General features: G+C 40.1%; 23 protein-coding genes. 11 read left to right on the top strand and 12 right to left on the bottom strand.

Annotated features, from left to right (window positions below):
* Nucleotide 1: 1 nt before the first annotated feature.
* Entirely contained in the window at nucleotides 2–1,084 is a 1,083-nt protein-coding gene (locus FEZ08_RS04930) for a DUF871 domain-containing protein (RefSeq protein WP_138190601.1), read from the bottom strand.
* Nucleotides 1,081–2,418, bottom strand: coding sequence for a PTS sugar transporter subunit IIC (locus FEZ08_RS04935; protein ID WP_138190602.1), 1,338 nt, complete (start codon nucleotides 2,416–2,418; stop codon nucleotides 1,081–1,083). Before FEZ08_RS04935 ends, FEZ08_RS04930 begins: the two co-directional genes overlap by 4 nt.
* Nucleotides 2,419–2,578: 160 nt before the next feature.
* On the opposite strand from FEZ08_RS04935, the gene FEZ08_RS04940 reads away from it, so the two are divergent.
* Nucleotides 2,579–3,400, top strand: coding sequence for a MurR/RpiR family transcriptional regulator (locus FEZ08_RS04940; protein WP_138190603.1), 822 nt, complete (start codon nucleotides 2,579–2,581; stop codon nucleotides 3,398–3,400).
* Nucleotides 3,401–3,436: 36 nt separating this feature from the next.
* On the opposite strand, the gene FEZ08_RS04945 is transcribed toward FEZ08_RS04940, so the two are convergent.
* Nucleotides 3,437–3,808 (bottom strand): pyridoxamine 5'-phosphate oxidase family protein, encoded by a 372-nt coding sequence (locus tag FEZ08_RS04945; RefSeq protein WP_138190604.1) that lies wholly within the window; start codon nucleotides 3,806–3,808, stop codon nucleotides 3,437–3,439.
* Between the two features lie 148 nt (nucleotides 3,809–3,956).
* On the opposite strand from FEZ08_RS04945, the gene FEZ08_RS04950 reads away from it, so the two are divergent.
* Both FEZ08_RS04950 and FEZ08_RS04955 read left to right on the top strand, forming a co-directional pair.
* Nucleotides 3,957–4,454 (top strand): RrF2 family transcriptional regulator, encoded by a 498-nt coding sequence (locus FEZ08_RS04950; RefSeq protein WP_138190605.1) that lies wholly within the window; start codon nucleotides 3,957–3,959, stop codon nucleotides 4,452–4,454.
* 125 nt (nucleotides 4,455–4,579) lie between these two features.
* On the top strand, nucleotides 4,580–5,539 hold the full coding sequence (locus tag FEZ08_RS04955; RefSeq protein ID WP_138190606.1) for a diacylglycerol/lipid kinase family protein: 960 nt from the start codon (nucleotides 4,580–4,582) through the stop codon (nucleotides 5,537–5,539).
* A 188-nt stretch (nucleotides 5,540–5,727) separates the two neighbouring features.
* Here the strand turns inward: FEZ08_RS04955 and ascB are convergent, their stop codons facing one another.
* The 3 genes from ascB to FEZ08_RS04970 all read right to left on the bottom strand — a co-directional run bounded on the left by ascB (nucleotide 5,728) and on the right by FEZ08_RS04970 (nucleotide 9,695).
* Complete coding sequence (gene ascB, locus FEZ08_RS04960) at nucleotides 5,728–7,161, bottom strand: 6-phospho-beta-glucosidase (RefSeq protein WP_138190607.1); 1,434 nt, start codon at nucleotides 7,159–7,161, stop codon at nucleotides 5,728–5,730.
* Between the two features lie 21 nt (nucleotides 7,162–7,182).
* Nucleotides 7,183–8,580, bottom strand: a complete 1,398-nt coding sequence (locus FEZ08_RS04965; protein ID WP_138190608.1) for a PTS sugar transporter subunit IIC — start codon at nucleotides 8,578–8,580, stop codon at nucleotides 7,183–7,185.
* A 143-nt stretch (nucleotides 8,581–8,723) separates the two neighbouring features.
* Nucleotides 8,724–9,695: a LacI family DNA-binding transcriptional regulator gene (locus FEZ08_RS04970; RefSeq protein WP_138190609.1), complete on the bottom strand. Its 972-nt coding sequence runs from the start codon at nucleotides 9,693–9,695 to the stop codon at nucleotides 8,724–8,726.
* Between the two features lie 168 nt (nucleotides 9,696–9,863).
* On the opposite strand from FEZ08_RS04970, the gene FEZ08_RS04975 reads away from it, so the two are divergent.
* Nucleotides 9,864–10,313 carry a hypothetical protein gene (locus tag FEZ08_RS04975; RefSeq protein WP_138190610.1) on the top strand — a complete coding sequence of 150 codons (450 nt, stop codon included), beginning with the start codon at nucleotides 9,864–9,866 and terminating at the stop codon, nucleotides 10,311–10,313.
* 74 nt (nucleotides 10,314–10,387) lie between these two features.
* Here FEZ08_RS04975 and FEZ08_RS04980 read toward each other — a convergent pair whose 3' ends face one another.
* From FEZ08_RS04980 to FEZ08_RS04995, 4 genes are all read right to left on the bottom strand, one after another.
* On the bottom strand, nucleotides 10,388–11,095 hold the full coding sequence (locus FEZ08_RS04980; protein WP_138190611.1) for a glucosamine-6-phosphate deaminase: 708 nt from the start codon (nucleotides 11,093–11,095) through the stop codon (nucleotides 10,388–10,390).
* A 13-nt stretch (nucleotides 11,096–11,108) separates the two neighbouring features.
* A complete protein-coding gene (locus FEZ08_RS04985; protein ID WP_138190612.1) occupies nucleotides 11,109–12,983 on the bottom strand; it encodes a beta-glucoside-specific PTS transporter subunit IIABC in 1,875 nt (624 codons plus the stop codon).
* Nucleotides 12,984–13,121: 138 nt separating this feature from the next.
* Complete coding sequence (gene licT, locus FEZ08_RS04990) at nucleotides 13,122–13,955, bottom strand: BglG family transcription antiterminator LicT (protein ID WP_138190613.1); 834 nt, start codon at nucleotides 13,953–13,955, stop codon at nucleotides 13,122–13,124.
* Nucleotides 13,956–14,114: 159 nt separating this feature from the next.
* Nucleotides 14,115–15,569 (bottom strand): family 1 glycosylhydrolase, encoded by a 1,455-nt coding sequence (locus FEZ08_RS04995; protein ID WP_138190702.1) that lies wholly within the window; start codon nucleotides 15,567–15,569, stop codon nucleotides 14,115–14,117.
* Nucleotides 15,570–15,802: 233 nt separating this feature from the next.
* On the opposite strand from FEZ08_RS04995, the gene FEZ08_RS05000 reads away from it, so the two are divergent.
* From FEZ08_RS05000 to FEZ08_RS05010, 3 genes are all read left to right on the top strand, one after another.
* Nucleotides 15,803–16,102: a hypothetical protein gene (locus FEZ08_RS05000; protein WP_138190614.1), complete on the top strand. Its 300-nt coding sequence runs from the start codon at nucleotides 15,803–15,805 to the stop codon at nucleotides 16,100–16,102.
* Nucleotides 16,103–16,182: 80 nt separating this feature from the next.
* Nucleotides 16,183–16,518, top strand: coding sequence for a zinc ribbon domain-containing protein YjdM (locus FEZ08_RS05005; protein WP_138190615.1), 336 nt, complete (start codon nucleotides 16,183–16,185; stop codon nucleotides 16,516–16,518).
* A 103-nt stretch (nucleotides 16,519–16,621) separates the two neighbouring features.
* A complete protein-coding gene (locus tag FEZ08_RS05010) occupies nucleotides 16,622–17,281 on the top strand; it encodes a hypothetical protein (RefSeq protein WP_138190616.1) in 660 nt (219 codons plus the stop codon).
* A 46-nt stretch (nucleotides 17,282–17,327) separates the two neighbouring features.
* Here FEZ08_RS05010 and FEZ08_RS05015 read toward each other — a convergent pair whose 3' ends face one another.
* Nucleotides 17,328–17,990 (bottom strand): uracil-DNA glycosylase, encoded by a 663-nt coding sequence (locus tag FEZ08_RS05015; protein WP_199288027.1) that lies wholly within the window; start codon nucleotides 17,988–17,990, stop codon nucleotides 17,328–17,330.
* A 94-nt stretch (nucleotides 17,991–18,084) separates the two neighbouring features.
* Nucleotides 18,085–19,836, bottom strand: a complete 1,752-nt coding sequence (locus FEZ08_RS05020) for a 1-deoxy-D-xylulose-5-phosphate synthase (protein WP_138190618.1) — start codon at nucleotides 19,834–19,836, stop codon at nucleotides 18,085–18,087.
* A 244-nt stretch (nucleotides 19,837–20,080) separates the two neighbouring features.
* On the opposite strand from FEZ08_RS05020, the gene FEZ08_RS05025 reads away from it, so the two are divergent.
* The 4 genes from FEZ08_RS05025 to FEZ08_RS05040 all read left to right on the top strand — a co-directional run bounded on the left by FEZ08_RS05025 (nucleotide 20,081) and on the right by FEZ08_RS05040 (nucleotide 23,880).
* Nucleotides 20,081–20,764, top strand: coding sequence for a response regulator transcription factor (locus FEZ08_RS05025; RefSeq protein ID WP_138190619.1), 684 nt, complete (start codon nucleotides 20,081–20,083; stop codon nucleotides 20,762–20,764).
* Nucleotides 20,754–21,836: a sensor histidine kinase gene (locus FEZ08_RS05030; RefSeq protein ID WP_138190620.1), complete on the top strand. Its 1,083-nt coding sequence runs from the start codon at nucleotides 20,754–20,756 to the stop codon at nucleotides 21,834–21,836. The genes FEZ08_RS05025 and FEZ08_RS05030 overlap by 11 nt, the downstream gene beginning before the upstream one ends.
* A gap of 177 nt (nucleotides 21,837–22,013) precedes the next feature.
* Nucleotides 22,014–22,835 (top strand): VanW family protein, encoded by an 822-nt coding sequence (locus FEZ08_RS05035; protein WP_138190621.1) that lies wholly within the window; start codon nucleotides 22,014–22,016, stop codon nucleotides 22,833–22,835.
* Nucleotides 22,828–23,880 (top strand): D-alanine--D-alanine ligase family protein, encoded by a 1,053-nt coding sequence (locus tag FEZ08_RS05040; protein WP_138190622.1) that lies wholly within the window; start codon nucleotides 22,828–22,830, stop codon nucleotides 23,878–23,880. The genes FEZ08_RS05035 and FEZ08_RS05040 overlap by 8 nt, the downstream gene beginning before the upstream one ends.
* The last annotated feature ends 9 nt before the right edge of the window (nucleotides 23,881–23,889 follow it).

Below are 23,889 nucleotides of genomic sequence, written 5' to 3' on the forward strand. Positions count from 1 at the left end.
TTTATGCCTCCTTAAAGGTAAATTTAGTCCATGGTTGAATATAATCAATAAGGAAGAGTTCTTCACTTATTATTGTTGCAACTTTATTTTTTAGCTGCTGTTGGTTTTGAATCGTTTGTTTAACAATGTTGACTTCGCCCTTATATTGTCCAAAGCTATCATTGCCAATCGATACATCACCGCGATAAAGCGTGGCCGCCGTATTATTAGCCGGAATAGTGGCCGTCTTCAATTTTAGTTTAACAAATGTCGAGCGTGAAACAAAGTCATTAATGTCGCCGCGACAAAAATGCAATTCATTGAGGATAACCGACTTTTCCTGTTCGCTGACTCCGGGTTCAAAAATAACGTTAAACTCAATAACATCCTTATTGAGTTTAACCAGCTTCATCAATTCGTTCTCACTGGCATAAACATCGGCAACAATAATATCATCAATGTATTCAAGCGCCAACAAATGCTTGGCTTGGGTGATAAGATCAAGGTCACGATGCATTTCCAATGTGCATAAGCGATCATTATAAGGATGCGGACCATGAGTTGCATTGCTGCTGGAAATAAATGCTGCAGTGCGGATGCCCAGCTGTTTCACTTGTTTTGAACACTTTTCAAAGTGCGCCAATGCCAAACCGGTATAGCGTTGGGGATAAAAATTGTGGCAACCCCAGATAGCTCCGTGTCTTGGTTTATATGCCAGAACTGTTTCCAAATATGGGTTATCATAACTGATATTCAGTTCCACTTTCATATTGCTTTTCTCAAAAGTCAGCATGGCTTCATGGAAGCCGTCGTAACCGCTGTCCAAGCGGACAGCAGTTGCGCCAAGCTCTTGGAAAAAGTCCAGTGAGTCAGGCTTGATGCCTAACTCACTGAATACTGCCGGGGCAATATCAATGACTACTTCCATATTATATTCGCGTGCTTTAGCAATCACTTGTTTAAAACGAGCAATTTCATTTTCGAGATTTGGCACTGACAGAATATTAGTAAATATTCGACCGACACCAAGCTTCCCGGCAGTTTCAACATATTCAATTGTTTTTGCTAAGTCTTCTTTGTACGGATAAACCGAAATTCCTATCATGCCTTTACCTCTACACCTTCAACTTCCGCTACTACTGTTTCTTCGTCAGTCGCTTGCTCTTCCTTTAATAATTTATTGTCCATTACCTTAAAGAATGGATAATAAATCGCCATTGAAATCAAAATATTCACGACACACAGAATCAGGGCGCCAATATTAAAGTTAGTACTCATAAATGCTCCGAGCGGTCCCGGCAATGTCCACGGCACCACTGCTACCGGTCGTCCTACCAGACCAAAACTCATGGCCAGATAAGTGACTGTCCCCATAACCACTGGTGACGCTATAAACGGAATCGCAAATAACGGGTTCATAATGATTGGTAACCCAAACATAATCGGTTCATTGATATTAAAGATGCTTGGAATTAAAGTGAATTTCCAGAATTGTTTTAAGAACTTAGATTTGGCAAACAATACCATACACAATACTAATCCTAATGTCGCCCCGGCACCACCAATCCAAACAAACCACTGGAAGAATTGCTCTGGAACAATATTGGGAACATTCATTGATGTTGCACCAGCTGCTAAAGCATTCATATTTCCTTGTAATTGTTCATACCATAATGGTGTCAAAATCGGCGTAACGATAACCATACCGTGAATTCCGAGCAACCAGAAGAATGAAATAACCAAAATCGGTACAATAACTGCTAATAAACTATTTCCGGCAAATACACTTAACGGTGAGAAAATAGTCCGGATAATTTCGTTTAAATCAATATTGAATACTGCACGAATGACCCAAAGCACTAAAATAACTACGATTGCCGGAACCAAAACCGCAAAAGAGTTAGCCACAGAAGCCGGAACCCCATGAGGCATTTTTACAGTTAATTTACTACCAGCGAACAAACGAATAATCTCAACTGAGAAAATCGTAGTAATCATCGCGGTAAATAAACCAGTGGCACCAAAATTACCTAGCGACATCATCCCGCCAGACAAAGTAATACCGATTGTTGCTGCCTGATCAGCACTAATACTAGTTACTTGTACAGCACTAATTAAGAATCCAACAATTGATAATGAAATTGCTGTTACCCGGTCTAGATCATAATACTGTGCCAAACTCGAGGCTACCCCAACAACTACAAACAATGCCATAAAATCCGAAGTAAACTTTGGCACCAATGACAACGCCTCACTGTAAGGTGCGATGAGGTCTTTCCAACCATCAATCGGCAAGTTCATAAACAGAACAAAAAATGACCCAATAATAACCAGCGGAATCGTCAGACTCATACCATCGCGAATTGCACTGATATAACGGTTCGAAGCAACCTTGCCCGACCACATCGTCAACTTATCCATAAAATGCATAGTTTTCATATACTAATTCCTCCCTATGAAAATTAGCCTAAGTATAGCAAGACAAAAAAGTGCTTTCAAGAAAATCAGTTGATACTGGAATTTATTTCAAAAATAATGTAGAATCAAATCAAAAGCTGAAACTTTTTTCAATAAAATGCCAAAATAGGGGGCAACATTTATGACCATACTCTCATCCGAACTGCGTGAGCGGATAAAACTGCAACGGGAGAATTTCACTCAAGTCGAGCAATATCTGGCCGAGGCCATTATTGCTCGACCAGAAGTCCTGCAAGCCCAATCAATCGATCAGCTTGCCCATGAACTTAACACCTCAAAATCAAGTATCAGCCGCTTCGCCCGCAAACTCGGTTACAGTGGCTTCATTGAACTCAAACACACGATCTCATCATCAGAAAAACACCAAAAAAATCATCACAATAACCTCATTGCCCAATACTCACTGCTGATTGGCGACTACACCAAACTACTCAACCAATTCATTGCCAACTGCAACTTTGATGACATCCTCGCCATCGCCAAGCTCATGCACACCAGCCAGCGCGTGCTCATCTTCGGCCTTGGCAACTCCGGCAGTGTCGCCGCCGACTTCGCCTCACGGCTCAAATACTCCGGCCTCGCCGTCGCCACCATCAGCGAATCCCATGGTATTCGCATCGAAGCCCGCCACAGTCGGCCTAACGATTTGATGATCTGCTTCTCCCGTTCCGGGACTTCGCGCTGCATTCGCGACGCCTTGCGCTTCGGTCGCGAAAACGGCACCACCACAGTACTGATAACTACAAGTAATGACTATACCGTAACCACTAATTGTGACTACACGATTGTCTTACCAAAAAAAGAAGACTTTATTGCTTATAAACTGCTCTCTCATCAAATTCCTCAACTCTTCATCGCTGACGTACTCTATACCGAAATGATGAAATTGGATCCTAAAAAGTATCAGCTTGCGCTCGAAAAAACTTCCGGGGTATTAACTTAAAAAAGCCGCATTCGGCGAATGCGGCTTTTTTCTTTTTTATACAGTTTGCTTAATGAAAGTTGGGGTGATAACTAATACCGCACGAATAAATGGAAATTCAGCGAAAGTAGCATCATAAATCGGACCATCAAAAATAAGTTCTCCGGTTCCTTCAAGATAGTGCCCGGCACCCGGACCATGATTACCTTGAACTTCTTTCGTTCCGGTAGTCATCTTGATTAAGTTGTTAGCAGCCATATTAGTTTCTGTTGTATGCATACCCGCTGCCGGAATCAATAGTTTACCATCTTCAGTAATACGGATGTACGAGTTCCATGTATTATCAATATGTGCAACATTATCAGCACAAGTAACGATCGAAAATACCCCTTCATGTTTTAAGACTTCTAAAAATTTTTCAGTTAACATTATAAATTCCTCCAATTCAAACTCAGATAACACTTATCCGTAATATATTTTATATTATTTTTCACAGAAATGCAAGACTTGATTCGCTGAAAAAAATAAAGTAAGATATTAAGTATATAAATTATCGTAATTAAGGATGTGACTTACCGTGCAATTTAGTATTGGTGTAGAATATGCACTGCATTCACTGTTTTATATGATGGAAATCCCCGGCGGCAAACGCCTCGGTGTCAAAGACATCGCCCAGTTGCACGGCGTTTCCGAAACCTACCTCGCCAAAATCTTTACTAAACTCAAAAAAGGCGGCATTGTTCGTTCAGTGACCGGAGTGAAGGGCGGCTATGAGCTCGCCCGTACCCCGGAAGAAATTTCGTTTTGGGATGTTGTTGAAGCAATTGAAGGTCCGAGTTATATGTTTCAATGCGCCGAAATTCGCCAAAAGAATGTTCTTTTCGCTGATGAGTATGATCCTAAAATACCACCGAAATGTCCATGTTTGATTAAGGTTGTTATGGTTGAAGCCGAGAATCAAATGCGTAATTATTTGAAAGATAAGTCTCTGCAATGGCTGCAGGATGAGTTATACCAAGATTTTTCTAAAGAAAAACAAAGTAAGATTCGTGACTGGGCCGGCCAGGCAAATTAATATGAAAAAGCCCGCGGTTTAACCGCGGGCTTTTTCCAAGCTTTCTCGCCAAGGATTTGTCTTATCATGATGAAAGTACTATAATTGTCTTTATAGAGATAGAAATATAGAAGGTCGGTGTAAGCATGAGTGGGGTCAGCAACAAAGTCTTGATGCAGCAGAAGTCTAAGCAATCGAGCATAAAAGCAAAAGCATATACTACCAAACAAAAAATTTTAATAATCGCCAATACCATTTCCGGAAAACAGCAGATGAAAAAATATTTGCACTCAGTGCAGCAGTTGTTTGCCAAAAAAGGTGAGACTGAAGTAAAGATTACTCAGTCAAAGGGGCACGCCACCGAGCTTGCCAAAGCCTATGGTGATGATGTTGATATGATTGTTTGTTGCGGCGGCGACGGGACATTAAGTGAGGTCATTACCGGCTTAATGCCTTTTGATAACAAACCGGAACTTGGTTATATTCCTACCGGCACAACTAACGATTTTGCTAAAAGTATCAATATTTCCAAAAATCCTGAGCTTGCTGCCAACATGATTATTGATGGTGTTTCACGTCACTACGATGTTGGTTTGTTCAACAATAAATATTTTATCTATGTCGCTTCATTTGGTATTTTTTCGCGTTCTTCGTATGCTGCCACTCAGCAGATGAAAAATACTTTAGGGCGGTTGGCCTATGTGCTTGAAGGTGCAAAAGAAGTTTTTTCACTAAAATCATATCACCTTAAAATCACAACCGACAACGAAGTATTGGAAGATGACTATTTATTTGGTGCCATTAGCAATTCAACTTCAATTGGTGGTGTTATTAAACTAAAAGATCCAAATATACTTTTTGATGACGGCTTGTTTGAAGTTGTGCTGATAAAATATCCTAAAAACATTCTTGAATTCGGACAAATTTTACACGCGTTACAAACCGGACAGTATCAACAATCAGACTTGATTACTTTTGTTCATACTAAAAAAGCAATTATCGAAAGTAATGAAGAAATGCCTTGGTCACTGGATGGTGAGTTTGATCCCGGAGCGCCGGTTGTTGAAGTCACTAATGTCCACCGCGCCATTAAGGTTGTACATTAATTTATGAGAAATTAGAAAAGGGCAGCGCCGATGGCGCTGCCCTTTTCGGTTAGGGTATAAAGATTTCTTGGAAAATAATTAGTCTAAGTCCTCACCATTGCTGGCAATAACTTTTTTGCCCCGCAAGGGGACTACTCCAATGCTGCTAACAGCATTTCCGGTCGTACCAAATTGGAACAAAAAAGTTCTTAAATGTTTTCAATATCAGAACCGTTTGTTGCAATAACTTTTTTGTACCAATGGAAAGACTGCTTGCGTAAGCGTTTCTGCGTGCCTTCACCATTGTTGTCACGATCCACATAAATATAGCCGTAACGTTTAGCCATTTCGCCGGTGCCGGCTGATACGAGATCAATGCAGCCCCAGCTGGTGTAGCCAATGACCTCGGCACCGTCTTCAATTGCGTTGCCAAGTTCTCTAATATGCTCACGCAAATAGTCAATTCGGTATTGATCATTGATGGTGTCATCCGCCTCTACCGTGTCGTTGGCACCAAGACCGTTTTCAACTACAAATAATGGTAACTGATAACGATCATAAAGGTCGTTAGTAACAATTCGTAATCCTAGCGGATCAATCTGCCAACCCCATTCGGACTCTGGCAAATATGGATTTTTAATGGCAGAAAACATGTTGCCGCCAGAACGTTCCTTATCCGACTCATCATCTGCTGCAACGTATGACGCGTAGTAACTGAATGCCATAAAATCGACTGGGTACTGTTCAAGAATTTCCAGGTCACCGGCTTCTATCTGCAACGACACATTTTGTTCTCTAAATAATTTCTCCGTATATGATGGATATTTGCCGCGAGCATGAATATCCAGGAAGAAATAATTCTGCCGTTCTGCTGTCTTCGCTTTCCATACGTCAGCAGGCTTGCATGAGTACGGGTAGATTGCCGCGCCGGCAATCATACAGCCAATTTGATAGTCCGCATTGATTTCATGAGCCAGTTTTGTTGCCAGACTGCTGGCAACAAATTGATGATGCATCGCCTGATATTTGACTTGTAACGGATTTGCTTCGTTTTCAATATCCAAGGCTCCGCCAATATAGCCGCTATGCAAAATGACATTAATTTCATTGAAGGTAATCCAGTACTTAACTAAATCTTGATAGCGTTCAAAAATTGCTCGGCAATAGTTCAAGAAAAAATCAATGACTTGGCGATTTGCCCAACCACCATACTTATCAAATAATCCAAATGGAGTATCGAAATGATTAATTGTGACCAGCAATTCCATGCCATGATCTTTACAGCACTGAAATAAATCTTGGTAATACTGCAGACCAGCTTCATTTGGCTCGGCTTCATCGCCGTTAGGAAAAATTCTTGGCCAGCTGATTGAGGTTCTGAAAACTTTAAAGCCCATTTCGGCCAGCATCTGAATATCCTCTTTATAGTTATAATAAAAACCAATTGAATCATGACTTGGATAAAAGTCATAAACTGTTTGCATTCCTTGCCGCGGATGATACTCTGCTTCGCGGCGGCCATGTTTTGCATCGGGCAAGATATCCACTAGTGACAATCCTTTACCGTCAACATTATATGCTCCTTCGCTTTGGTTGGCAGCAATAGCGCCGCCCCATAAGAAATGTTCTGGAAATTTACTCAATGTTCTGCCTCCTCAAAGTTGTTAAGCTTCTGTTACTTCTTCTACTGCTTGATTCGTATCAATCATTTTGTTAGCTGCCAATACGAATGGCAAGTAAACTAAAGTAATCAATACTAAATTGATAACCGCAACCACCGCTGCTTGCCAGCTGGCTCCGGTTGCCAAAAAGGCATTAATAACCGGTGGCATAACCCATGGCACCGATACAACGACTTTTGGCAGCCAGCCAATTGAAGTCAGTATTCCGGGAACAATGACACTGACCAGTGGCGCCAGCACAAATGGTATCCCGAGAATCGGGTTCAGAACAATAGGCATCCCAAAGATGACCGGTTCATTAATTTGGAATATCCCTGGTGCTAATGAAAGTTCAGCAATTGCTTTATAATCTTTTCGTTTTGAGAAGAAGAAAATTGCAATTAATAGTCCCATTGTCGCACCACTACCGCCATATTGGGTGTAAGCATCAACAAATCCCATAGTAAAGGTTGCGAGCTCAGGCGAGTAAGCATTTGCAGTTTGAGCAAATATGGCCTGATTTTCTAAACCTAATGCCATTAACGTTGGTGTCGCAAAGCCTGATAAAATATTTGGACCATGCAACCCAAAGAACCATAAAAAGTTGGCAAAGAATACGTAAACGATAATAATGATTGTTCCACCAACATTGGTTTTTGCTAATGCCAAGAACGGTTGTTGGAACAACCCGGCAATAAAGCTTGATAAATCACCATATTCGAACGGTTTAAACACATAGAACAACATAGCAACAATACCAGCTATCAAAAAGGTCAGAATCGCTGGAATCAAAGTTGAAAATGCTTTGGCAACTGCCGGTGGCACTTGATCTGGCAACTTAATTTCCAAACGCTTAATTGACTGGAATTTCAGCAATAACTCAGTGAACACAATACCGACCAAAATCGCGGTAAATAAATTGGAACCGCTGAATAATGCCGAAAATGTTATTGCCGGCAAGCCCGATTCAATCGCGGCTGTATAGCCGCCTACCCATTGGTTCTGCCAAAAACCACCAGTAACTAAGTCACCTTTTGGTAAAATTGTCATAAAGATTGCAAATATAATAATCGCATTGGTGAAAGGCCGTTCCGCCTTACTCGCTTGTGATAATTTAAAAGCAATTCCCATAACCACAATCGGAGCAATCCATTGCAGACCGCCAAACTCAATTGAGCTAAAAATATACCGTACATTTTGTATAACACTAATAAATCCTTCGCCATAATAAGCTGGATTTGACAAAGAGAATGGTAAGTTGTCAGCTAAAATAACATTATTAATCAGAATTGCAAAAGAAGCTGTAACCGTTAAAGGCAATGCAAAAATAAAACCATCACGGATAGCACCTAAGTAACGATTTGAACTTAACTTTGCAGCAACTTTCATAAACATTTCCATATAATTCACTCCTTTTTCGTTAAGGTTAAACGTTTAACTTCATCAATATAACACATGAAAAAGAAAAAATCAACCCGTTTATAGGTTGATTTTTAATATTTATAAAAATTGATACACTATCTTAAATACAAAGATTTAATTGCTTAAATACTATTTTGAGTTGATCCGCCAAGCAGCAATCTGGTCGCTAATGTTCGATGTTCACATGCTTGACCATCGAACATTGAAAGCAATGCTTCAGCTGCCATTGCACCCCATTCCGATTGAGAAAAATAAATGGTTGAGAGTGGCGGATAAGCGAGCTGTCCTTCAAGAGTGGCATCAAATCCAATAATCTGAATATCTTCGCCAATGACAAAATCCTTATAGTCTTTAAAACCCAGATATAAACCTAAAGCCATATTGTCATTCAAACAAAAAACACCGACTTTTTTATTTTTTGTTTGCTGATAGATATATTCGCTATGTTCAATTCCGGCATTGAGGGTATAGTCGCCAGGCAGTACTTCAAATTCTATTTGATGTGCTGCCGCCGTATTAGCTGCTACATCACGTCTTATCTTGCTGCTGAATGATGATTTCGGGCCTTCAATAACAATAATCTTATCAACATTATTTTCTATTAGTTCTTCTATCGCTGCGGTTGCGCCAAACTCATTATCAACAAGAATATTGCTGATATTTTCATGTTCTAATTCGCGATCAAGTACTACCAACTTGTGACCGGCATCAGCATACTTTAAAAGTTCTTTACCGGAAAAAGTTGAATCTAAAATAATTGCGCCATCCACCAGTTTTTGCGGTAAGAATGCATGGGCTTTACTGCCGGAACAGACTATAAGTTCATAACCTTCTACTTCAAGTTTCTCCTTTATTCCTGCCAAGAGCCGTCCATAAAACGAGCCAACATAATCAGTCAAAAAAACAGCAACAATATTGGTTTGTTGCTTTTGTAATGAGCGTCCGACTAAGTTTGGTGTATATTCCAGTTCCTCAGCAATTGCCATGATTCTTGCTCTGGTTGCTTCCGAGACTTTTTTACTGCCATTCAGTGCATATGATACTGCCGTCACCGATACTCCGGCCTTCTTAGCAATATCCTTGATACTAGCCATGTTCATTCCTCCGAACCAAAAACCCTGTTAACATGAGTTTTCCTTTTAAAATCATACCATATTAGCCCGCTATATTCCAGTGCATATACAATGCCTGTACTGGTAAAGACTTCATTTCTCTACGAAAATATGCTATAATTCTTAAAGCTTATGAAAAGAGGGAAATACATGGATACAAAATCATTAAAGACATTAAAAAATCTATATCTGACAACAGCAATCATTGCCACTGTCAATGCCATTCCAGGATTCGGATTCTTATTCAATTTACTTTTCGGAATTCCAGCCTTAGCGGTAGCAATTTTGGCTATCATTCAAATTGTTGCTGCTAAAAAAGCAAAGCAATCAGTAGCTATCAGTGTCTTGGCATTAGTAACCGGTACTATCGGCTTCATTTCTGCAATTATAATATTGTTAGCAATGATTAGCGATGGCGGTTCAAGCAGCTACTATATGAACAGCTATGGTTCAAGCGGTAACCCGGTATTTGGTTTTGCAATGCTTATCGGCTTCTGTGCTTGGGCAATGTTCGTAGTAACTACTGTGCTGCACTATGTACAATTTGCTAAAATCAATAAAATGATTAAAATGGAAAGTTTTAATCAACAACAATATTAATTTCATAGAAAAGGAGAACCCCCTGGGCGCCAAAGGCGCCCAGGGGGTTTTTTATATAATAACGTCGTTTTGTACTAGAGTAATGATGCTGCATCCTTATCGAGAATAAGAGTGATATGGGGATGCATTTTTAAAATTGAAGCTTGAATAGCTTGATCTACGCTGCCATCTACCAGCCGTTTAATTATCTCAGCCTTTTTCGTGCCACTGGCGAACAGAATAATATGTTTAGCCGCCATTACACTACGTGGTCCCATAGTCACGTAATAGTCAGGAATTTCGTCGCTGCTTTCAAACAGTCTGCCGATACGCTCTTTCATCGCTGCATCACATTCTACCCGGCTAGTTTGATCCGCGAATGTTGTTGTTCCAGGCAGATTGCCGCAATAATGGCCGTCTGCACCAATTCCCAAGAGAATAACATCCAGTCCGCCATCGGCGGCAATCTGCTCATCCTGTTGCTGCCAGTTATTATGATCAAGTTTATGTATATGTGTCTCGCTGATTCCTGCCGGCGTAAAGAAAAATTTACGCAAGTCACTAATAGTGACACCTTCGCGTCCTTCTTTACGGTTAGGAATTTCATCAAAGTTATAATAATGAACATTATCAAAATATGACTTTGCTTTTACTTCCGGAACCAATAATTCATACATTTTAATTGGTGTAGTTCCGGCTGTAATTGATAGATTGACTCTTCTATCCTGATACATATAACCCAGCAAATGCTGTGCAGTAACTTTACTCATTTCCTCATAAGTATCAGTAATAATAATTTTCATTTGTTTTTCCTCCTTATTTGATTGCAGTAAATAGCCGCTCTTTTTCAAAGATTAAGCCACTTTCTTCTTCCGGTAGTACATTCAAATAATCTTGCGAATTAGTTGCAACAACTATGATACTGGCGTCATATCCGGCCGCTTCAAGTGCGGCAATATCAAATTCAACTAAAGTATCGCCAAGATGTACTTTTTGTCCTTGAGTCACTTGTGACTCAAAATGTAAACCATTTAGATTTACGGTATCGATACCTATATGAATAAGTACCTCCAGCCCGGTTGTTGAACGCAATCCAATTGCGTGTTTAGTCGGGAAAACCGCCTCAATAGTTCCATCAAAAGGCGCGACCACACGTCCGTCTTTTGGTTTTATGGCAATTCCCTGACCCATAATCCCGGCCGCAAAGGTTCTATCATTAACCTCACTCATTGGATAGAGCTCACCATTTGCCGGACTAAATACTTCAGCCAATTTTCCTGCTGTTTGTTCAAGTGTTTCAACAACATCCAATACTTCCGGATCGTCTACAACCGGTAAGTCATCTGTTTGTTTGATTCGTAGTCCAAAGACAACGGTGATTCCTACAGTTACAACTACAGTAACAATGACAGCAATAACAAAGCCGAAGAAGCCTTCACCAAAGAATGTTGGAACTGAAAGAATACTTGGCATCGCTGGTGCTAAAGCTCGTGCCCCAGCCATTGCAGCAATCGCACCACCAACACCACCACCGATAACAGCAGCCCATAATGCTGCTTTATATTTAACAAGCACCCCATAAAGAGCTGGTTCAGTAATACCCAAAAATCCTGAAATGGTTGCTGATAGCGATACTTGTTTCATTTTTTTGTTACGAATTACAAGATAAATACCTAATGCCGCTGCCGCTTGTGCCATTGTACTCATAAAATTCATCGGCGCCATGGTTGAATAACCATAGGTAGCAATTTGTTGTTGGGTAATTGGTCGTAATGCGTGATGCATACCAGTTAACACTAGGAATGGACGGGTTGCACCAACAACAAAGCCGGCAAGCCAAGGTGCAAAATTAATTAGGGCTTGAATTCCAATTGCAACATATTCACCAGCGTAGTAGCCAAGCGGCGCTAAAGCAATTAGCGATACTGGCACCATGACTACTAAAGTCAATACTGGTGTGAATATGACGCTTATCATCTGCGGAATAATCCGCTCAAAAAAACGATACACCACGCTCAACAGCAAGACTGCTAAAATAATTGGAATTACTGATGAACTATAATTTACCATTGGAATCGGTAAAAATCCAAGGAACATCAATGGCTCCGCACCACCAGCAGTAGCTGCATTAATAATAGATGGATACATGAGCGCTCCCGCTAATGCTAGTGCCATATATTCGTTAGTCCGGAACTTACGGGCAGCACTTACTGCCAGTAAGAATGGGAAGAAATAGAACATACAGTCAGCGGCAATATTTAAAACCACGACTGTTGCATTCGCCGGATCTACCCAACCAAGACTGGTAAATAAGAAAATAAATCCCTTAAGCATCCCACCACCAATAACCGGTGGTAATGACGGTGTTAAAATTGCTGCAATCGTATCCAGCAACTTATTGAACCACCCTTTAGGTTTAGCGGCATCGTCAGCTGCTTGGTTATCAAGGTTAATCATTAACGCCAGCTCATTGTAAACTGCTGAAACGTGACTTCCGATGATTACTTGAAACTGCCCACCTTGTGATTGTGCTCCCAGCACACCATCAAGATTTTCAATCGCATGAATATTGGCTTTATCTTCATCTTTTAAGCTAAAGCGCAAGCGAGTCATACAGTGGGTAACATGCCCTATATTGGCTTCACCACCAACTAAATCCAAAATCTGTTTTGCTAATTCTTTGTTAGTCATCTTTTTCACCTCTTAAAAATTATCCATATTACCATCAAGAAAATAAAAAATGACCCAAAAGAGCAGCAACATAAAAATGTTGTTGTTCATTTAGGTCATGCCGGCTTTAACCGTAACAAATCCATCTTTGTTTATATTTTAAGTCCTTGATACGACTCGGTTGATATGTAATGTTAGATATAATTTTTCGTCCGGGGTCGTTTCCCAGCCGTATGACTGCTGCAAAAAGCGAGCAATCTTTTCGGTACATTCAAACTCACGCACATATTTACGCTTCACCACTTCAAACAAATACTCATCCTTTATTGGAAAAGGTTCATTATTCATTTGTCTGATAAGGAAATACCGTAAATGGGTTAGGAAACGAGTAAAATTCAATGATTGTTCGTCCAGAATGGTTTGAAAATGATATTGTACAATGTTGAGCACCTCACCCATTATAGATGTTAACTCCACGGTTGTGTTCATCGTTTCAAAATCAATCTGAGCATTCACAAAATGCATTGCAATAAATACTGCTTCTTCATCCGGCAAGCGAATACCGATTTTTGCTTCTATCAAATCAAGTGCTTTGCGACCAACTTCTACCTCATGCAGGTAGAGCTGCTTAATCTCCCAGTGAAGCGGATTGCGTAAAGCAATACCATCTTCAAATCTTTTCAAAGCAAAATTGATATGATCAGAAAGCGTTACAATAAGATTTGAATTAAGTTCCTGTTGTAACATTTCTTTGCCTAAACTAATTATCTCATTACTCAAAATAATCAGTTCGTAAGAGACTTGATTAATAATCTCGGCCATTCGTTCAAGACTAGCTTTACTGCTTGGCAGGAAGGTCTTTTCAACCAATGTCGGATTAATAGAATCACCCGGATAAACTTGAAAACCTATCCCTTTTCCCATAACTACCATTTCTTGATTATCTTCTGATACCAGTACGACATTATTATTTAATCTCCTTACCACGACCATAGTACCACCTCAAAATGTTCAAAATCCATCGCATTAAGAAAAGTAAATTTTTACATGGGATAAGTAGCTCTATCCGTAACTTGCAGTCTCCTCAAATTTATTGTGACTTTATTATAGCACCCAAAAGAAAGCGGTGTCAACACTGATTGTTGACAGTGCTTATAATTTTTCACCATTGGTCGCGATTAAATCTTTATACCAGTAAAAAGAGTCTTTACGATAGCGTCGCTTGGTTCCAGCACCGTAATCATCCTGATCTACATAGATAAATCCATAGCGTTTTGACATCTCCGAAGTTCCCGAACTGACAATATCAATCGGCCCCCACATCGTATAACCAATGACATCCACACCATCTTCAACAGCGCGTTTCATCTCACGAATATGCGACTCCAAATAAGCAATCCGGTAAGGGTCATGCACCGTACCATCTTCATTTAAAGTATCGATCGCACCAATGCTATTCTCCAAAATAAAAATCGGTTTCTGATAACGATCAAACACATGATTCAACGTATAACGAAGTCCCACCGGATCAATTTGCCAGCCCCATTCACTGCCCTCGAGATAAGGATTCTTCAACACATTTGTAACATTCCCAGAGGTCAGTTCCAAATTCTCAGCATCACTGCTGGCAATCATTGACATATAGTATGACATTCCGACATAATCAGCCGTGTGTGCGGCAATGATTGCCAAATCATCGGCAGCCATCGTAATCGTAATGCCTCGACGCTTAAAATAAGTATTCGCATAATACGGATAATGCCCGCCCGCCTGAACATCGAGGTAGAACATATTGCGCATGCGGTCCTCATTTTGCATCTCCAGCGCATCTTCCGGCTTACACGTGTGTGCATATGTAGTAAAGTAAGCAACCATACAGCCAATTTTATTTTCTGGATCAATTGCATGTGCTAACTCAGTTGCCCGCGCCGCTGCTACAAACTGATGATGCAAACCTTGGAAAATCATTTCCTCATAATTTTCCTGTCCGGTATCTAAAATACCTAGTGTCTTCGGACCGGCTTTAGCACTCATATTAATCTCATTAAAGGTAACCCAGTACTGTACCTTACCCTTATAGCGATTAAACAAAACATCACAATACTTAAGGTACAAATCAACCAACTTACGATTATACCAACCACCAAACTTTTCAATCAGCACAATCGGCATATCAAAATGCGAAATAGTAATCAACGGCACCATACCATGACTAATAATCGTATCGATTACATCATCATAAAATCGTAATGCCAGTTCATTTGGTTCGGCATCATCGCCACCGGGAAATACCCGTGCCCAAGCAACTGAATAGCGGAATACCTTAAAGCCCATCTCTGCCATCAAAGCAATATCTTGTTTGTAAGTATGATAGAAATCAATACCGCGTCGCTTGGGATAATACGTATCATCCAACTCAGCTTTGGCAGCATCAATCGATTCCTGAGTAATCTTCAACTGCTTGGTAATTGTACGATCTAGTTTCGGATTAAACCGCATCACATCAGGGATAGTTAACGACTTACCATCCACATTATATGCGCCCTCCGCCTGACATGCGGCCAATGCACCTCCCCACAAAAAATCTTTTGGAAAACCATTTTCCATTACTTTCACAACCTTTCATATCCTAAGATAGCTAAAATGTTAGCACTTTCAAAAATAGAAGTCCACGCGTTTTCTCAAATAGAATATTTTTTCTATCTGAGAAATTTTTGTTAATAAACCTAAAAAGTGACGCGAGCTTAGGCTCGCGTCACTTTCACTTTTCACAAAATAATTGAATGCTTTTGCCGATATTGTTATACTTAAATTATATTAAGGAAACGGGGTATTTTATTATGGCAAAAGCAGTTTTTTATGTTTCATTCAAACTCAAAAAGGGCGCGTCAGTAAGCGAATTTTTAGCTGCCGCTGAACAACTGAACAATGGCTACATGGCCAAGCAAAAAGGCTATATTTCATGGCAGCAGCTTGTTGATGGTGATACTTGGGCTGATTACATCACTTTTGAAACCATGGAAGATGCTAAGCGTGTTGCTGAATCAACTGAGCCAAATGAACTGGCTAAAGCATTTTATGCCTTCATTAATTTGAACAGTTGTAAAGTTCATATGTATACAATTGAAAAAAGTTACTAGACCTGGCTTTGCATATCATCACAAATTATATATAATAGAGGTTAGGTAAACCCTAATATATATGAAACGGAGCATCAATAATGGAAAATATGCCAAATTGCCCACAGTGCAATTCAGAATATGTTTATAGTGACGGTACTAACCTTGTTTGCCCTGAATGTGGCCACGAATGGTTGCCGGGAAGCGTTGCCGAAGGCGGCGAAGCGCAGATCAAAGATGCCAATGGCAATGTCTTAAATGATGGTGACACAATTGTTGTTACCAAAGACTTGAAAGTAAAAGGCAGCTCTTTGGTTGTGAAGCAAGGAACCAAAGTGAAAAATATTCGCCTTGTTGAGGGCGATCATGATATTGACTGTAAAATTGATGGCATTGGTGCCATGAGTTTGAAATCTGAGTTTGTGAAGAAAATTTAAAAACCGGTGGGCTTGTCCCGCCGGTTTTATTCTTTTACCCGGTATTGTAACCGATAAAGGAAAGTGATAAAATTTTGCTTAGACTTTTAAGGAGGCAAATTATATGAAAAACAAGAATTTACTACTAGGATTTTGTGCTTTGATTTATGCGATGTTGCTTGCATTTATGCTGATTAGCAACTTTACTGCACGCGAGGCTGAGCATTGGCGCTTTTTCTATGCCTTCACTCAACAATCAAACATCATTGCTTTGATTTGGCTGATTTTATATGGTCTGAATAGCTTTGTAAAGCTGCCGATTGATAGATTTATTAATAACCGTTTGCTGATTACTGCTATTACTGTTTATACTTCAATTACTTTCTTTATTGTTGTGTTCGTGTTGAATCCTGTACTTGCCGGGCAATGGCAACCGCTTGAATCTTCAAGTGAGTTCTTCCTGCACAATGCAACTCCAATCGTGATGTGGTTATTTTTCTTCTTAGTACCAGGATTAGGCAAAACCAAACCAATTCAAGCTTTGTATATTCTTATCTACCCAATTATCTACTTGTTCTGTAACATCGCTATTGGTATGAACTTTACTTATCTCGATGGTAAACCGGCGTTTGCTTATGGATTTACAAATCCAGCTAACTACTCGAACATACTTTTCTTTGCCGGCTTTATTCTGGCACTGATTGGCATCTTTGCCTTATTCGGTTTAGCTTTAATGCAATTGAAGAAGAAAATTAATCGTGATTATTTTGAGATTATCGAATAATTGAAAACCGCCAAGTCCGAGGACTTGGCGGTTTTTTGTTTTTCCTTTATAAATCTTCAAGCTGCCAATCAATTGCTCCGCGACCATTAGCTTCCAAAATTGCATTTACTTGAGAAAATGGCTTGCTGCCAAAAAATCCACCATTGGCTGCAAGCGGTGATGGGTGTACACCTTTTAGTAAAGTGTGCTTAGGATTATCAATCCCTTTAGCAGCAGCAATCGCATGATTGCCCCAGAGAATAAATACAATTGGCTGCTCTGATTTATTGAGTTCTGCCAAGGCATGGTCAGTAAAGGTTGTCCAGCCAAACTTCTTATGGCTGCCGGCCTTCCCTTCTTCAACACTCCAACTGGTATTCATCATCAATACCCCTTGCTTCGCCCACGAAACAAGATAGCCATGATTTGGTGCATCAATATCCAAATCGCTTTTCAACTCTTTATAAATATTACGCAAACTCGGGGGAATCTTAACTCCAGGCTTTACTGAAAAACTTAAGCCATGCGCCTGCCCGGCACCATGATATGGATCCTGACCGATAATAACAACTTTTACCTGATCGAGCGGACACAATTCAAAGCACGAAAATAGCTCATCCTCCGGCGGATAAACCATTGCTGTTTTCCGCGCCTCATCAACTTTATTCATCAACTCAACAAAGTAATCCTGTTTTTTTTCTTGCTCCAAAAATTCATTCCAACTATTCATCAAACGTCTCCCATCTACACAATGTAGTTCTTGTATTATTATACTCTATTTGGAGAAATTTGAAAAGGCGACTTTTCCCGAAAGTCGCCTTTTTTTATTTCAGTAAAGCAAGAATATCTGCCACAATAAGTTCTGGTTCAAGACGATATCTGCGGTATAATTCTGCTTTTGGAACACTGTCGGTAAATTCCTTGATAGCACCATAATTCAGTACCTTCATGCTATCTGCACCATAGTAGCGGCTGATTTTTTCACCAAAACCACCATCCAAAATGCCGTCTTCAAGGGTAATAACTACATCATGATTCGCTTTCAGTTGATTCAGCATATCTTTATCAATACCGGTAATAAATCGCGGATTAATGAGCGTTGCGTCAATGCCTTTGGCATTGAGTGACTCTTGAACTTTTTCCCCTAAAGATAAAAAGCTGCCAAGTCCAATTATCGCTACCTTGCTGCCGGCATGCAGTTGTTCATAGGTATTCAGACTGAAGTCAAATTGTGTTTGCGGACGGTTGATTACTGCCTGTTCGGGCAAGCGCACCGCCACCGGATGCTGGTCTTGAGCGAGCGCCCACTCCATCATTGCGGTTAGTTCTTCTTGACTCGTTGGCGCCAAATATACCAAGTTAGGAATATTGCTCATCATTGCGATATCAAATACGCCCAGGTGAGTCACATCACTGCCGGAAATGGTCGCGCCTTTTATGACGATGACTGCCGGATTATTGTTGATACATAAGTCATGTGATATTTGGTCATACGTTCTTTGAATGAATGTGCTGGAATGAAATACAATTGGTTTCATTCCTTGTGAGGCCATTGCCGAAGCGAATGCGATGGAATGGGCCTCAGCAATCCCGACGTCGAAGTACTTGTCGGGGTGCTTGCTGCGGAAGCCGCCAAGACCAAGCGCGCCAGGAATGGCCGCGTTGATGGCAACAACACGGTCGTCTTGTTGCACTTTGGCTTCAAGGTAGTCCATCATTACTGATGCGTATGATGGCGTACCACTGCCGGCCGGCGACTTGCCGGTCGCCAGGTCGAATGGCGAATGCCAGTGGAAGGCTTCTTTATTAGTCGTTGCCGGCTCATAGCCGTGACCTTTTTCAGTATGCACATGTAAAACAATTGGGTGATCGATATCTTTAATTGCTTCAAAAGCAGCAATCATTGTCGCCATATCATTTCCTGCTTCTACATAACGATAATCAAAGCCGATTGCTTTAAACATGTTTTCTTCGGCAGTTCCATTGGTTTCACGTAATAAGCGCAAATTTTTATAAAGACCGCCCTGGTTTTCAGCAATTGACATCTCATTGTCATTCACTAATACAATCAAGTTCGAACCTAAAACCGCACCATTATTAAGCCCCTCAAATGCCATACCGCCGCTTAGTGAGCCATCACCAATAACTGCAATAACATTTCCTCCGGCACCATTCAAATCACGAGCTTTTGCTAATCCAGTTGCTAAGCTTACTGAGGTAGACGTATGGCCAACAGTGAAAAAGTCATGTTCACTTTCATGCTGGTTGCTATACCCGGTTACGCTATCATAATTTTCCTCATCAATAAAACCATGTTTCCGGCCGGTTACAATCTTATGCGGATAAGATTGGTGCGAAACATCCCAAACAATCTTATCGCGCGGCGAATCAAATACATAATGAAATGCTAAGGTAAACTCAACTGAAGCTAAGTTTGGACCCAAATGACCACCGTGCTTACTTACTTTAGTTAAAACTAACTGGCGAATTTCCTCGGCTAAACGTTCTAATTCCCCAACACTCAACGACTTTACATCTGTTGGTGTACTTACTTGAGATAAAATATTTTCTGTCATTATTTTCACTCTCTCTTTAAAAATCAACAGACTGCAATACTATCAAGTCTGCGCTTCTCTATCATACTACTTGAAGTGCACTCCACGTCAAGGACTTTTGTGAAAAATTAAGAAAACAGCAGACGCAGCATCTGCTGTTTTCCAAATTCTCCCGAAAAGAGCTAACATTATTGTAAGCCGTCCCATTTCTTCCCATTTTTGATGTATAATAAGGTTGAAAAATAATTTGAACTGAGGAACCCGTATGAAAAAAACGATTCTGATTGTTGATGATGATTTGGAAATTATGAATCTCATTGAACTTTATCTTGGCGATGAATATCAAGTAGTTAAATATCCTGAAGGTCTGCCGGCGCTGCGTTACATTGAGACTCATCAAGTTCACCTTGCGGTTCTTGATGTTATGTTGCCTGACATTGACGGCTTTTCGCTTTGTCAAAAAATTCGTGAGCAGTATTTCTTTCCAATTATTATGTTAACTGCCAAAATTGAAGATTTTGATCGTATTAATGGCTTGATGCTTGGTGCTGATGACTATATGACTAAGCCATTTAATCCATTAGAACTCGTAGCACGAATTAAGTCACAGCTGCGACGCATGAATCAGTATAATATCAATGCTGTGAATGAAGAGCTTTATCTTGATGGCTTGCTGATTAATAAGAGCACCCATACATGCAGCATTGATGATAAGCCATTGAATCTGACACCGCTGGAATTTGATATTCTTTGGTATTTGGCATCCAATGCCGGCGAAGTTATTTCTTCGGAAGATTTATTTGAGGCGGTTTGGAAAGAAAAATATTTAGATAACAATAACACCGTGATGACCCACATTTCGCGTATTCGCGATAAAATCGGTGAAGTGGCGTCATATAAGAAAATAATTCAAACCGTGTGGGGAGTTGGCTATAAAATTGAAAAATAAAGATAAAAAACATATTATCAGACAAATATTCCGCAAATTATTATTGCAATACTTACTGACAATTTTTGCCTTTATCGTATTATTATTTATTATGATTTTTATTGCCAGTCTCATGATTACCAGCAGAACTTGGTATGATATTGATGTCATCTATTTAATCTTACGCACGATCGCTGATAACCTTGGCTTCTTTGTCTGGCTGACAATTGCTGGTGGCATCATTATTATTTCAATCATATTTATCTATCGTGCGGTTAAATATATTGAGAGCATCTTTTGGTTTGTCGAGGAAACTGCGGAAGGCAAGCCGGCGAGTGCTTTACCTTCCGAACTCTATCAATTTGAAGACTATCTGACACCAAAACTACAACCACAAATAATTGTCGATAATGATGAAAACTTCAAAAATGCCAGTACCATTATTTACTTGGCACATGATTTAAAAACACCACTAACTTCAATTTTAGGCTACTTAACCTTATTGAAGGATGAACCGGATTTACCGGAAAAGTCACGAGCAAGCTATGTAGATATTATTATGCGTAAAGCTTTGCGTCTGGAAGAATTAATTAACGAATTCTTCGAGATGACCATCCTCAATATGAGTGAAGTCAAACTGGAGTATACTAATGTTAATTTGGAGCGCATGTTTGAACAAATTCTTTTTGAATCTGAACCTTTACTGACCGAAAAGAAATTACAATCAAACATTGCTATTGATACCTCTATCCAATTTACTTGTGACAATAATAAAATGGAACGAGTATTCACTAATTTATTGAACAATGCTATCAGTTACAGTTACCCAGATTCAACAATCACTATTGATGCTACCGAAACACCAAATAGTCTGGAAATAAACTTTACTAATCACTGTCCAACTATTCCTGCTGATGATCTTGAAAAGATCTTTGACCCTTTCTATCGCCTTGATTACTCTCGCTCAAGCCGAACCGGTAAATCCGGCATTGGTTTGTCGATTGTTAAAAAGCTTGTTGTGCTACACAATGGTACGATTGAAGCCAGCAGTGAAAATGATATTGTTACTTTCAAGTTACGTTTTCCTAAATAATTATCTGCCGAAACAGCGGTGCGCCTTGGCGCACCGCTGTTTTTCTTTTCTCCCGTAAGGGTTTCGTAAGCTTTTAGTGATGAAAATGTATGACACTATTATGGAATTCTAAAAACACTAAAATTGAGAACGCGGTACGATATAGAAAACAAGTTATTCCTTCAGGAGGTTTTTTCTATGGCCCGTAAACAATTAACCCAAATTTTCCCCTTTCTATTACCATTGCGTCAAAAGCAAAGAAAGTTATTTTATTATACAGCAATGCGTTTTGATCAGCATGAATATACTAAAGATACTAATCGCGGTGTGCCTTTTGCCAATCATGTCCATACAATCCGTTCAGAAATTGTTAATCCTGATACTGGATACGATATTAAATATCAAGAGAATAAATATTACAATTTAGAGCTTGCCAGTAATGAATTACAACAACTGCTTATTCGCCCCGGCGAAACATTTTCATTCTGGAATGCACTCCGCTATGCCGATAAATATATGCCTTATAAAGACGGATTAGTTTTGGTAAACGGTAAGATGCAAACCGAATATGGTGGCGGATTGTGCCAACTCAGTGGTATGCTATATGAACTTTTCATGCACAGTCCGCTCACTATTATTGAACGCCACAACCATCCGACTAAATCATTTGCATTGCAGACTGAATCACAAATTGAAGCGATGGATGCAACCGTCAGCGAAGGCTGGCTGGATTTAAAGGTTAAGAATGAAACTAATATGACTTTTGAACTTGCTATTGAATTCATTGATAATATTATTGCTATTGAATTGTTATCAGATACTTATCAGCCTTACGAATATAAGGTAGTCAACGAAGAGCTGACTCCTTTTATCAAAGATGGTATCCCAATGCAACACACAGTTGTCGTTGTTAAAAAAATTGATAAACAAACGCAATCATCGACAGAAGTAAATCGTGTTGTTGTCGATTATAAAATTGCCCAAAATTTAATTGAAAGTGAGGACACTCAAAATGTCTAAAACCAACGTTGCCATTTTCTTTGGTGGAAAAAGTTCTGAATATGCCGTATCACTGCAATCAGCTTATGCTGTCATTTCCACGCTAAATACAGATATATTTAAACGTACCCTCATTGGTATCAGCAAATTTGGCCAATGGTTCCACTATACCGGTGCTCTGGAAAATATTAAACACGACACCTGGTTGCATGATCGAGATAATCTCCACCCAATCACTGCCCACCTCTCATCGTCACATCCCCAGCTCTATGCAAACACGGCCGGTATTGAAACTGCGCTGCCAATCGATGTTGCTCTACCTATCTTACATGGAAAAAACGGCGAAGACGGTACTTTACAAGGTATGCTTGAACTCCTCAGAATACCAATTGCCGGCTGTACTACCATGTCATCAGCTCTATGCATGGACAAATACCGCGCCCACCAACTCATTCAAGAAGCAGGAATCAAAGTACCCCGCGGCATGTTGTTTAACAGTTCCCAAAATATGGGAGAAATCGGCGAACAGGTGAGTAAACTCACCTATCCGCTCTATGTAAAACCCGTTTGCGGCGGCTCATCAATCGGCATCTCCAAAGTAAACTCAGCCAAACAACTCAATGAAGCGATTACCGAAGCATTTCAACATGATGAAAATATAATCATTGAAGAGCACATCGATGGTATCGAGGTTGGCTGTGGCATCATCGGTAAAACCCAATTAACCATTGGTGCCGTTGATGAGGTTGAAATTGATTCTGCATTTAATGACTATAACGCCAAATACGAGATTCCCAGTAAAATCCATGTTCCCGCTCGCATTGATCCGGAACTGCGCCAAAAAATCCAGGAAGCATCCCTGCTCATATATCGCACCCTTGGCTGCTCCGGCTTTGCCCGCGTCGACTGCTTCCTGACACCACAAAATGAGATCTACTTCAATGAAGTAAACACTATTCCCGGTATGACCGAAAAAAGCCGCTTCCCTAAAATGATGGCTGGCATCGGCTTATCATTACAAACCCTCACAACAACAATCATTGAAAATACCCTAACCAATAAGTAGGTGACCACT

This window comes from Culicoidibacter larvae (assembly GCF_005771635.1).
Taxonomy (GTDB): Bacteria; Bacillota_I; Bacilli_A; order Culicoidibacterales; family Culicoidibacteraceae; genus Culicoidibacter; species Culicoidibacter larvae.